This window comes from Neolewinella agarilytica, from assembly GCF_900110645.1.
GTDB classification, from domain to species: Bacteria; Bacteroidota; Bacteroidia; order Chitinophagales; family Saprospiraceae; genus Neolewinella; species Neolewinella agarilytica.
Map to the genome: position 1 here is coordinate 18,295 of NZ_FOFB01000025.1, position 10,907 is coordinate 29,201.

General features: G+C 55.2%; 11 protein-coding genes. 6 read left to right on the top strand and 5 right to left on the bottom strand.

The window, feature by feature from the left end; all coding sequences use genetic code 11:
* Positions 1-146: 146 nt before the first annotated feature.
* Entirely contained in the window at positions 147-575 is a 429-nt protein-coding gene (locus tag BM123_RS18760) for a VOC family protein (RefSeq protein ID WP_090171847.1), read from the top strand.
* Between the two features lie 43 nt (positions 576-618).
* On the opposite strand, the gene BM123_RS18765 is transcribed toward BM123_RS18760, so the two are convergent.
* From BM123_RS18765 to BM123_RS18780, 4 genes are all read right to left on the bottom strand, one after another.
* Positions 619-2,886, bottom strand: coding sequence for a xanthine dehydrogenase family protein molybdopterin-binding subunit (locus BM123_RS18765; protein WP_090171757.1), 2,268 nt, complete (start codon positions 2,884-2,886; stop codon positions 619-621).
* 98 nt (positions 2,887-2,984) lie between these two features.
* Positions 2,985-3,443, bottom strand: a complete 459-nt coding sequence (locus BM123_RS18770) for a (2Fe-2S)-binding protein (RefSeq protein ID WP_090171759.1) — start codon at positions 3,441-3,443, stop codon at positions 2,985-2,987.
* Between the two features lie 90 nt (positions 3,444-3,533).
* On the bottom strand, positions 3,534-4,025 hold the full coding sequence (locus BM123_RS18775) for a nuclear transport factor 2 family protein (protein ID WP_090171761.1): 492 nt from the start codon (positions 4,023-4,025) through the stop codon (positions 3,534-3,536).
* A 60-nt stretch (positions 4,026-4,085) separates the two neighbouring features.
* Positions 4,086-4,979: a helix-turn-helix domain-containing protein gene (locus BM123_RS18780; protein WP_090171763.1), complete on the bottom strand. Its 894-nt coding sequence runs from the start codon at positions 4,977-4,979 to the stop codon at positions 4,086-4,088.
* 157 nt (positions 4,980-5,136) lie between these two features.
* Here BM123_RS18780 and BM123_RS18785 point away from each other — a divergent pair, with 157 nt between their 5' ends.
* Entirely contained in the window at positions 5,137-6,213 is a 1,077-nt protein-coding gene (locus BM123_RS18785) for a cupin domain-containing carboxymuconolactone decarboxylase family protein (protein ID WP_090171765.1), read from the top strand.
* 61 nt (positions 6,214-6,274) lie between these two features.
* Here BM123_RS18785 and BM123_RS18790 read toward each other — a convergent pair whose 3' ends face one another.
* Entirely contained in the window at positions 6,275-7,621 is a 1,347-nt protein-coding gene (locus BM123_RS18790; RefSeq protein WP_090171767.1) for an amidohydrolase family protein, read from the bottom strand.
* A gap of 48 nt (positions 7,622-7,669) precedes the next feature.
* Here BM123_RS18790 and BM123_RS18795 point away from each other — a divergent pair, with 48 nt between their 5' ends.
* From BM123_RS18795 to BM123_RS18805, 4 genes are all read left to right on the top strand, one after another.
* Positions 7,670-8,815 carry a hypothetical protein gene (locus tag BM123_RS18795; RefSeq protein WP_090171769.1) on the top strand — a complete coding sequence of 382 codons (1,146 nt, stop codon included), beginning with the start codon at positions 7,670-7,672 and terminating at the stop codon, positions 8,813-8,815.
* 280 nt (positions 8,816-9,095) lie between these two features.
* A complete protein-coding gene (locus tag BM123_RS24060) occupies positions 9,096-9,269 on the top strand; it encodes a DUF6435 family protein (RefSeq protein ID WP_139211951.1) in 174 nt (57 codons plus the stop codon).
* 166 nt (positions 9,270-9,435) lie between these two features.
* Positions 9,436-9,582: a DUF2256 domain-containing protein gene (locus tag BM123_RS18800; protein ID WP_090171771.1), complete on the top strand. Its 147-nt coding sequence runs from the start codon at positions 9,436-9,438 to the stop codon at positions 9,580-9,582.
* A 98-nt stretch (positions 9,583-9,680) separates the two neighbouring features.
* The gene (locus tag BM123_RS18805) at positions 9,681-10,391 is read left to right on the top strand and encodes a cytochrome c oxidase subunit 3 (RefSeq protein ID WP_245748619.1); all 711 of its coding nucleotides are present in this window, start codon (positions 9,681-9,683) and stop codon (positions 10,389-10,391) included.
* The last annotated feature ends 516 nt before the right edge of the window (positions 10,392-10,907 follow it).

The following is a 10,907-nucleotide window of genomic DNA, read 5'->3' on the forward strand; positions in this document are numbered from 1 at the left end:
AGGCTGACCCTCGTCCTCCGGGAATCGGGCCGACGGCCCTGTCAAGAGCAAACATTGCTCCAAAAAGTCATACTTTGCACCTGCGTCCGCGCCTGATCTTGCCGAAGGCCGCCGCCGCCCAGATCACCTTATCGAAAACTTCTGTCATGATTCAACCCTTCCACCTCGCCATTCCCGTTCAGGACCTCTCCATTGCCCGCAATTTTTACGGCACCATCCTCGGTTGTCCCGAAGGCCGTACGGACGATGAATGGATTGATTTTGACCTCTTCGGCCACCAGCTGGTAGCTCACATGGCCCCGAAAAAAGAGGAAAACGACCACCGCAACGAGGTGGATGGTAAGCACGTCCCCGTCCCTCATTTCGGCGTCGTGCTGGAATGGTCTCAGTTCGAGAAATTCGCCGAACGCATCCGCAGCCACGGCGTCAAATTCGAGATTGAGCCCTACGTTCGTTTCGCCGGCCTGCCCGGTGAGCAAAACACCATGTTCTTCTACGACCCCTTTGGCAATGCGCTGGAGTTTAAGGCTTTTAAGGACATCTCGCGCTTATTCGCTAAGCAGTTGAATGGGTAGTGGGGCAGCTGCCCGCTCTGCGTCCTCTACCATTGAGCAGCCATTAGCCCTTCAGGGGTTTCCCCATAAACGGCTGCTTATACCGCCGCTCGCCCGTTGCCCGATAGATCGCATTGGCCACCGCTCCGAACACCGGTGGAAAGGGTGGCTCCCCCAGTCCCGTGGGGTCCACCTCGCTCGCTACGAAGTGAACGTCAATAACCTTGGGCGCTTCGCTCATCCGGATCATCCGGTAACTATCAAAATTCTGCTTATCGGGTTTACCGTCGGTAAAAGTCATCTCTCCGAAGAAGGCATTGCCTACGCCGTCAACGATGCCTCCTTCGGCCATGTTCGCCGCCGCGTCCGGGTTAACCACAACGCCGCAGTCGATGGCGCAGGTAACTTTCTGTACTACCGGCTTACCGTTTTCTACCGTGAGGTCCAGCACGTGGGCGGCATAGGAGTTGTGGCAGAAGTAAGCGGACACACCCCGACTGATTCCTTCGTCGCCTTGGCCCCAACCGGATTTGTCCCGGACGAGCTTAAGCACTCCGGCATAGCGCTCCGGATCGTAGTCATTGCGTTCACCAACGGGCTTGTCCTTGGCTTTCTGCAGTAACTCCAGGCGGAAATCAATCGGGTCCTTACCGAGCTCTTCGGCCAGTTCATCCAGGAAAGCCTGTTCGGCGCCAGCCATAAAGTTGGAGCGCGGGGCCCGGAAGGCCCCGATGGTAATATTGGAGTCAATCGACCATTCTTCGGCCAGGTAATTATCAATTGATCCTGCGGGAAAACGATTCGCAAACAGGGGGCTTTCCGGTATGCCGCCCGCTTTTACGTGGAGAGCGGTAAGCTCTCCATTCGCATCAATGGCAGCACGGTAGGTAGCCTGGTAGGTGGGGCGGTAGATGCCGTTGGTCATATCATCTTCACGGGAGTAGATCAGTTTCACCGGTGCGGCTACTTCCTTGCTGATCAATGCTGCCTCCAGCATGTAGTGGGAGTAAGCCCGGCGGCCAAATCCGCCGCCCATTCGCGTCATTTCGATGTCGATATTCTCCACCGGCAGATCCATGCGGGCGGCAATCGTAGGTTCAATCAAACCGGGAGCCTGCAGTGGGCCGGCGATCCAGACCTGGTCACCCTCCACGTGGGCGAAAGCATTCATTGGCTCCATACAGTTGTGGGCGAGAAAAGGGGCGCTGTAGCTCCGTTCCAGCACCCGGTCGGCCGTCCGGAACGCCAGCTCCGGATTACCGTCCTTACGCACTTCACGGGCGGGTTGAGCGGCCATCTCTTCCATTCGTTTGCTGTGCTCCGCCGAATTTTCCAGCCCGGCCGGGACCTTACGACTCGTCTTGCCCCGGAAGCCATTGATACTTTCTTCGAAAGCTTCCTGCTCCTGCCAATCGACCAGTAGCGCCTTTTTGGCCTTCATTACCCGCCAGGTGGCGTCGCCGACAACAGCGACCAGCTCGGGGAAGGCGTTGGTATCAAAGCCGCCCTTTTCCTGGCCGTCCTTATAGGTTTTGATGGCAAAGACGTCCTTTATTCCGGGCATCGCCTTCACCTCATCCAGGTTCCGGATACGCTCCAGGCGTTGACCGAAGGAGGGTGGATGTACGATCATTGCGGTCAGCATGCCTTCCTTATGGTAATCAATCCCGAATAAGGGTTTCCCCGTCACGATTTCCCGCCCCTGTACGTTCTTTTTGGATTTCCCGATGATGCTGAAATCCTTCAGGTCTTTGAGTGGGGCCTCCTCTGGCATCGGGAGTTCAGCGGCCACCGTAGCCACGTCTCCGTAGCCCATCGCCCGGTCGCTGCCGGCGTGGTAAAGGCGGCCGGCTTTCGTAGTAATTTCTTCGGCGGGCACTTCCCACTCCTGAGCGGCAGCGGCGATGAGCATCTGGCGGGCCGTGGCGCCGGCCTGTCGCAGTCCGGCCCAGCGCGACATAATGCCCCGGCTGCCGCCGGTAAACTGGAAGCCGAATTTTTCGGCGTTGAAGGGGGCCTGTTCGGAGATGACGTCTTTCCAGTCTACGTCCAATTCTTCGGCCAGGATCATCGGCATGGCGGTCATTACCCCCTGGCCGAATTCCGGGTTCGGGGTATAGATCGTCACCGTGCCGTTGTTACCGATTTTCAGGTAGGCATTGATGTCGTGCCAAGACTCCGGGAGCTCCGGGCCGAGGTCCACGCTGCCCGGCTGGGAAGCCTTTCCGGTGCAGCCCGTCAGCCAGTTGAAGCCCAGGAGTAACCCTCCCCCGCCCAGGGCGGTGGTCTTGAGAAAATTCCGACGATTTTGAGAATTAGCAGAGGTAGACATCAGTCAATATTTTAATACCGCGCCGTTGCTTTCAGGAATGGAAAGGGGCGCGGCCGCGGGTGCAAAGAAAGGTAGAAAGAGCAAGGGAAGTCTGTTCCCTAGCCCACTGCGTTAACCGACTTAATGGCGGCTTTAATGCGGGTGTAGGTACCGCAACGACAGATGTTGCCGTTCATTGCCGCATCGATTTCGACGTCGCTCGGGTGGGGAGTGTTTTCCAGCAGGGAGCTTGCACTCATGATCTGCCCGGCCTGACAGTAACCGCACTGGGGCACATCATGGGCTAACCAGGCTCGTTGGACGGGGTGATCGCCGTGTTCAGATAAACCTTCAATGGTCGTTACCTTTTGCTCACCGATTTGCTCCACCCTCAGTTGGCAGGAGCGCATTGCGAGGCCATCCACATGAACGGTACAAGCGCCGCAGGAGCCGATGCCGCAGCCATATTTTGTGCCGACGAGCTGGAGTTGATCCCTAAGTACCCAAAGAAGAGGGGTGTCCGCGTCAACATCAACGCTTCGCGACTTACCGTTAACCGTCAAATTAATCGTTGCCATTTAAAATTTTCTTTGTGTCAAGTTAGTGAATAATAAGTAGAGCAGCTAAGCCGGATTACGGTTTGTTCCACCCTTTTTAGGGATGTTGCTTTACCGTTCAATCTCATGCGTATCCCGCACGCTGCTGAAGGTAAAGGCCAGCATCTTCCAATTCTGCCCCTGCCATTGGTAGACCTCCGTTACGGTGAACTCGTTTTCTACCGTATTGCCGCGCACCTCTGCTTCGAGGGTGATGCGGTTCCAGAGCACAGCGGTATTGCCCGATACCTCTACGGCCACGTCGTGGACCTCAGCGTTCTTATACCAGATGCTACCGGTTTTAATGATTTCGAGTTCCCGGTCTTTTTTCCAGCTCCCGCTCATGTGGACAAATTTGGCGGAGTCATCGAATAGCTCCGCAAGTTTGCCTACCTCCTTGTCCGCCATCCATTGCCACTTGTCAGTGGAGAGCTGGCGGATTTGTTGCTCGGCCCGGGCGACATCCTGAGAACTTTGTTTGATGGCGCTGGCGGGTGTCTGGCAGGAAGAAAGGCCCACAAAGAGCCACAGGCAGCAAGAATAGAAAAGAGTATGAGATCGCATGATGGTCAATTTTATAGGAAAATGAAATTTGCTTAAAGCAGCTGAACTAATACAGTGCACTTAGCTCAGCTTCCGGTACTCTACCGGTGTGACCCCCACTACCTTTTTGAATAAGCGCGTAAAATGCTGTGGGTGTTTAAATCCCAGACTGTAGGCAACTTCGGAAATGTTTTTGTGTGGGTCATGCAAATGTTCTTTCGCGATGCGGATCAGTTTCAGTTGCAAATGATCCTGCGGAGACTTCCCCGTTTCTTTTTTTATCAGATCCCCAAAGTAATTCGGCGAAAGGTGGAGGCGATCGGCGAAATAACTGACGGAGGGCAGCCCTTCCTTTTCCGCCCTTCCGGAGCGGAAGTACTCTCCGAGCAGCAGCTCAAATTTTGTCAGCACGCCCTGGTTGACGTTGGTCCGGGTGATGAACTGCCGGTCGTAGAAGCGGATACAGTAATTGAGAAATAGCTGCAGGTGACTGATGAGCAGCCGCTTCGTGTGTCTGTCTACGCCCTGCTTGAGTTCGGCCCCCACCTTGATGAGACAATCTTCGATCAACCTTCGCTCCCGTTCCGCCAGGTGCAGGGCCTCGTTGGCTTCGTAACTGAAAAAAGAATATTCCTCCATGCTGCCCGCCAGGGCGGTTCCGAGCAGGAAGTCCGGGTGAAAAGCCAGCGCCCGACCGATCGGCTGATACACCACATCACCTGCCTGACCGATTACCTGACCAGGAGCGAGGAAGACTAATGTTCCCTCGTCGTAATCATAAGTATTGCAGCCGTAGCGGAGGTCGCCGCACCTGATCTCCTTAAGGAAAACGAGGTAAAAATTAAACTGCATCCGTTGCAGCTTACGTGGGTCAGCCAGCGAAAGATCGACCAGCGCAATTTGCGGATGCAAAACTCCCTGTTTGTTGAAGGCGCAGTATTGCTTGATCGTGTCGAAGGTGGTGATTTTGTCCATTGGGTAAAGATCGTAGCTTACTGGCTAAGGTCGCCTACCCTGATTACGGGTTGAGTTACCCAAATTACTGAGAAGAAGACAGCCGGGAGGAGCTATTCACGCCGCAGGACTACTTTTACTGCTAACGTGTCCCATCCTGTTCCTAAATTCCCCGGCCATGCGTTTCCTCAAAACATTGCTCCTCCTACTATTGATGGCACCTGCGTCCGCGCAAAAAATCCCCGACTCCCTTAACGTCATCTTTGGCCCCGGCCAGCGCATCGAGAGTCCCAACTTCACCGGTCCAGTATGGGTGGAGCGCATGGTGATCATCGAAGATGAAACGCAACCGGTGCCCATCGGCAACGTCACCTTCCCGCCAAAATCTCGTAGCAACTGGCACCACCATTCCGCCGGGCAGACCTTGTTGGTACTGGATGGTGTTGGCTATTACCAGGAGAAAGGAGGGAGCGTTCAGGTCCTCCGGAAAGGCGACAAAGTACAGTGCCCGTCCGGGGTTGAGCACTGGCACGGCGCGGCCAACGACCACTGGTTCGTACAACTGGCCCTCACCAAAGAGCACCCCGACGGCCGCGTCATTTGGGGAGAACCGGTGACTAACAGACAGTACCAGGCCGGGCTCACAGCCGAAGGAAAATCATGGCGTTACTACCACCTCGCCCGCGTAGCGGCGCTCGCCACCCAGGGAGATTTGCACCAACTTGAAATAGCCTTCGCCGACGCGCTCGAGGCCGGGCTGACCGTGGCGGAGCTGCGCGAAGCGATGGTGCATTTATATGCTTATGCAGGCTTTCCACGGAGTATTCAGGGGCTGAAAACACTCATGGCGACAACCAATAAACGCGCTGCGGGTGACGACGATATGAGCACGCAGGCCACTACCCCGCCAGAGCCTCCCACCAAGCTGCTAAAGGGAAAAGACGCAAAGTACGACCAGGGCCTGACGACCCTGGAACAACTCACCGGCCGCGCCTGGACCCAGCCCTCTGACTACGGCCAGTTCGCTCCCCGTATTGACGTTTTCCTCAAGGAACACCTCTTCGCCGATGTCTTCGCCGACCAGACCCTGAGCTACGCCGACCGGGAGGTAATTACCGTTGCCGTGCTCGCCACCCTGGGAGAAGGCGTTGAGCCAATGCTGGCGGGCCACTCCAACATCGCCCGCCACCAGGGAGTGAGCGAGGTGGATTTACGGATGATCCGCTCTGTACTTTTGCAGACGCAGCGCTTGTAAAAGAGAGCGAAGCGAACGCCTCTCCCCTGCGGTAGCCCTACAAGACTACCCGACTACAAGACTACTTCACTCTCTCCCCATGCTTCACCACCATATCCACTCCCTGCAGCAGGGCGATGTGGCGTAGTACGTCCCCCTTCACGGCGATGATGTCGGCGTATTTGCCTTCGGTGACGGTGCCGTAGTCTTTGTCGACGCCCATCATCTTGGCGGGCCAGTAGGTGGCGGCTTTGATGGTGTACATGCTCTCCAGCTCGAATTCATTGACCCAGACGTCGAGCTCGTTCCAGGTGCTCTGGCAGTGAAACTTCATCGGGATACCGGAGTCGGTACCGACCATCAGCACCACGCCCGCGTCTTTGAGCTGCTTGACTTTGCGCTCCAGCGTCGGGCGGCGGATGGGCGTCAACTGAAAGTAGGGCAGCTGACCGGGACGGTGGATGCTGGCGCGGATATCATCGATGATTTCCGGCGTCAGGCCTTCGTGCCAGCAGTCGTTATCGAGGGCTTCGGGATTATCGCGGGTATATTCGTAGTTGTAGAGGCCTTCTACGGTGGGCGTCCAGTAAAGCGGCCCGAGGTTCATCTGGGCGGTACGCTCGCGGATCATCTCCAGCACATCTTCCGGGTAGCCGGGGGCGGAGCTGAGGCCGGTGTGCTCGAAGCAGTCAACACCCGCTTTGAGTCCGCGGCGGATTTCTTCCGGACGGTGGCTGTGGGCCACCACGGTGAGCTTCCGTCGGTGGGCCTGATCGACGAGAGCCATGAAGGCGTCCATCGGGATTTGGTCCTGGTCAACGACCTTGATGCAGTCTACCCCGGCGTCGGCCAGTTCGTTGACTTTGCTGCGGGCGTCGGCAACGGTTTTGACGCTCCAGCGGAAGGCTTCGGTGCCCGGATAGGGCTCGTGTTGGAGGAAGGGTCCGGACATATACATCGTCGGGCCCATGAGCTCACCTTTATTGATTCGGTCGCGGACGGCGAGGGATTCCTTGAGCGGCCCGCCGAGGTCGCGGGCGCTGGTGATGCCGGCCATCAGCAGTTGTTTGGCGCTGGCGGGCATGATGATTTCTTCGAGGTAGGGCGGCATCACGGTGTCCCAGTAGGCGTAGTCGCTGTGGCCATTGATCATCAGGTGCACGTGCATGTCCCATAGTCCGGGCAGTACGCTCATGCCTTCGGTGGAGATGATTTCGGCGTCGGCCGGAATGTCTACCGTAGCGCGGGTGCCAACGGCCTTGATGCGCTCGCCTTCGATGAGGACGACTGAGTTGCGGAGGGGCGTCCCGCCGAAGCCATCGATCAGGGTGCCTCCGACGAGGGCCTTGGTTTTGGCCTGTGCGTTCATTTGGGCGCTGACGCAGGTGCAAAGGAGGGTAAAAAAAGCAAGGTGGAGGAAGGTTCTCATTGTGTGTGCGTAATTTGTGGGTTCAAGATAGTTCGCAGCGTCTAAAGGATGATCAAATACCCACAAACTACCATTGCGGTTGGAAAAGCCTCCCTCCGGATCGGCTGTCAGCTCAGTCAGATGAGCGGCCAAACGGATTATCACATCGGGGATCGTCTGACGGGCGAATTGATCGTACACCCTTACATGACTATAGCGCTCCTTAAAATTGAAGCCCGTCTGGAATATATTCTGCGGGGAGATCAGCAGTCATCCCGTCAGTATCATGACGGACTCATGGTTTCCCGGGAGCTACGCCTGGATGCCGGCAAACAACATCGCCTGCCCTTCTCCTTTGCCAAACCCTTCCATCTGGTTAATTACACCGATAGCAAGCCAAAGGGTTTCTGGCGCCTGGAGTTTACATTTTACCCCCAAAAGGCCAGGTCCGGCCTGATGAACAGTATTCGGATACCCGGAGGCAACCCTGCCGTAGAGACTACCCTGCAAGTGCCGGTCGTACATGGTGACGGGCAGTTCAGGGCGCTTCCTAAAGAACTTGACATCCAAAACTTCAGTTTTCGGGAATCAATTGCCGCCCTGATCGGATTCGGATTTCTCTTTTACCTGGCTTTGGCCACTGATCTGGCCGAGACCACCAACTTCCTTCCGGCCATTTTTCTGTGGATTCTCCTTCCGGTGATTGCCATACTGCTGTTTCGTCTATACCGCTTTAAAGATATCCCCATGGAGCTGGCGGAAACCGGAGACGGTAAGCTCAAGGTTCGCATGCTCGACCGGGGAGATGGCCACTGGAAAAAGATGACGCTGGGGTATCAGGTAATCAGTTCACACGTTGATAAAGATGGTAAAAAAAGGGAAATCAACCGGCGCGTCCTGTACAAAACTGATTTCCCGCTGGAAGACATTGCCCGGCCCCGCGAGCACTTCATTGAGGCCACCCTCCCCTGGCCCAAATGGCCACACTCCAAGCTCCCTACCAGCTACCGACGCGACCAACAGGGCTACCACTGGGAAATATACCTGAAAACGCCGGGGCTACTAAAAGAGCAGGTTCAAACCTGGCCCGTTGCGGTGAGCTGGGAGGCTTTTCGGTTGCCGGGGGAGAGCGTGGCAGAATCGATTTCGGAAGATGTATTGGAGCTGGAACCTTTGAAGGAACGGGTTCGGCTTGAAAATGACGCGGCCGACTAAAGTCGGTGCTGTGTTACGAAGCTCTGCGAGCTATTGTTTTATTACTCCAGCTCGGAGAGCTTCGTAACACAGCACCAGTTTTAACCGGCTGAAATTAGACGGGAGCTTACACCTCCCCCAAAGAAGCCATACAACAGCACCGGTAAGCCCCCTGCTCTTTACCCGCCCCTGCACCTGCGGCCGCGCCTAACTATCTGCTGTTGTGAACGATAAGCCCGTAAACGTCGATAAAACCAGAACCATTCCCGCCCCACGCCGTTACACCAGCAAATAGTAAACTATGTTTGGATTATTCAAAAAAGACCCCGTAAAAGCCCTCGAAAAGAAGCACGCGCAGCTGATGGAAAAGGCGATGCACGTACAGCGAAGTGGAGACCTCAAAGCCTACGCTGCCATCATTGATGAAGCGAAAAAGGTGGAGGATGAGATTATTGAACTGAAGGAGAAGGGGTAGTCTGGTTGTTCGGTAGTCTTGTAGGCTGCCGCGAGGGGCTTGCTCGCTTCGCTCGTGTGTGACCATTTTGACGCTGACTACTGCACCCTACCATCAAACCTCCAGCTGCATAGCAGCGTGCCTTCCAACAGCGGTAGCTACTACCAAACTACCCGACTATAATACTATGAAACGTCCCCTCCCCTCCAAAATCTGCCCTGTTTGCAACCGCCCCTTCAACTGGAGAAAGAAGTGGGAGAAGGTTTGGGATGAGGTAAAGTACTGCTCGGAGAAGTGTCGGAGGAACAAGTCAGGCCATCAAACAGTCAAGTAGTCAAACAGTAGCTACCGCACGTGATTAGCTCGCTTCACAAGTTATTGCGTGACTAATCTGACTCTATGATTGCTTAAATTTCCACTTTACCTACAGTCGTGCAGCGACGTACCTCCGCCTTGCGGCAGCCACTACATTACTACCGACTACAATACTACATTACTAAAATGGAAAACCGCCCCTACGAGGTTGCCCCTCCCATCGATGAAAGCCAGGACAACTTCGCCTTCCACCCGAAGAATGTCGTCCTCATGCTCCTCATCATCAGCCTGACGATGTTGTTTCTGACGCTAACGGCAGCTTTCGTGTATACCCGGGTACAGAGTGATTTGCCGCCGATCAAGCTCCCCATCCTTTTTCTGGTCAATACCGGTATTTTGCTCGCCAGTAGTTACACCATGATCCGCGCCAAGCGCGCCTACCTGGCGGATAACACTAAGGAGTACACCAATATGCTATGGGTCACCCTTGGCTTGTCCTTTTTCTTCCTGGGCATGCAGTGTGTGGCCTGGTATCAGCTTTTTGCCCAGCAGATTTACATCACGTCGGACAACTCCGCAGGCTATCTCTATGTCATCAGCTTTCTGCACTTTGCTCACGTTATTGGGGGGATTCCCTTTCTCGGGGTATTTCTCTATCGTGCAAGGAAGTATATGCGGGAGCCCGTGTCCGTACTCGTCTATTTTTCTGATCCGGCGAAGCGGCTTAATCTGCGGTTACTGACAATTTACTGGCATTTTCTGGATGCACTGTGGATATATCTGGTGGTCTTCTTTTTCATTAATCAGTTGATTTGGCAGTTTGGGTGAGGAAGGGTTGTGGCGCAGCGAAGGGTTGTTTCACGCAGAAGGACTCAGAAGAGGGGGAAGGACGCAGGAGGGCTGCTGCGCAGCTAAGAGTTGTTTTCACGCAGAAGGACGCAGAGGAAGGGGAAGACGCAGAAGCTGCTGCGAAGCAAGTGCTGAAAAGTAAAGGAACAGAAATCCAGTTACTACTCTACTTTAGGACACTGCGCTCTAGAACAAATCCTCCACTAATCAGAACCAAAACCTACAATACCTCCCCCCATCTTAAGCGGAGGGTCATCCCTCTCCAGCGAGGCACGAGCGGTATGGAGAGGGACCGAGGGAGAGGGTTTAAAGGGCTGCTGTCCAGCGAAAGGTTAAACACTGAGGGACGCTGATGCCGCTACAGCGGGCTTTCCATTCAAGCCTGTTCCATCTCCAAAACCGTTACCAATTCCCTAAAAAATGCACTCTAAGTGGAGTCTGACTAACTAATCCGTCAACCACTACGTTTCCTTAGGGAACACGCGTATTTTCGCG

Bases quoted from the DNA above. Each gene is read 5' to 3' on its own strand.
- BM123_RS18760 (WP_090171847.1), top strand. From the start codon at position 147: ATGATTCAACCCTTCCACCTCGCCATTCCCGTTCAGGACCTCTCCATT.
- BM123_RS18765 (WP_090171757.1), bottom strand. From the start codon at position 2,886: ATGTCTACCTCTGCTAATTCTCAAAATCGTCGGAATTTTCTCAAGACC.
- BM123_RS18770 (WP_090171759.1), bottom strand. From the start codon at position 3,443: ATGGCAACGATTAATTTGACGGTTAACGGTAAGTCGCGAAGCGTTGAT.
- BM123_RS18775 (WP_090171761.1), bottom strand. From the start codon at position 4,025: ATGCGATCTCATACTCTTTTCTATTCTTGCTGCCTGTGGCTCTTTGTG.
- BM123_RS18780 (WP_090171763.1), bottom strand. From the start codon at position 4,979: ATGGACAAAATCACCACCTTCGACACGATCAAGCAATACTGCGCCTTC.
- BM123_RS18785 (WP_090171765.1), top strand. From the start codon at position 5,137: ATGCGTTTCCTCAAAACATTGCTCCTCCTACTATTGATGGCACCTGCG.
- BM123_RS18790 (WP_090171767.1), bottom strand. From the start codon at position 7,621: ATGAGAACCTTCCTCCACCTTGCTTTTTTTACCCTCCTTTGCACCTGC.
- BM123_RS18795 (WP_090171769.1), top strand. From the start codon at position 7,670: ATGATCAAATACCCACAAACTACCATTGCGGTTGGAAAAGCCTCCCTC.
- BM123_RS24060 (WP_139211951.1), top strand. From the start codon at position 9,096: ATGTTTGGATTATTCAAAAAAGACCCCGTAAAAGCCCTCGAAAAGAAG.
- BM123_RS18800 (WP_090171771.1), top strand. From the start codon at position 9,436: ATGAAACGTCCCCTCCCCTCCAAAATCTGCCCTGTTTGCAACCGCCCC.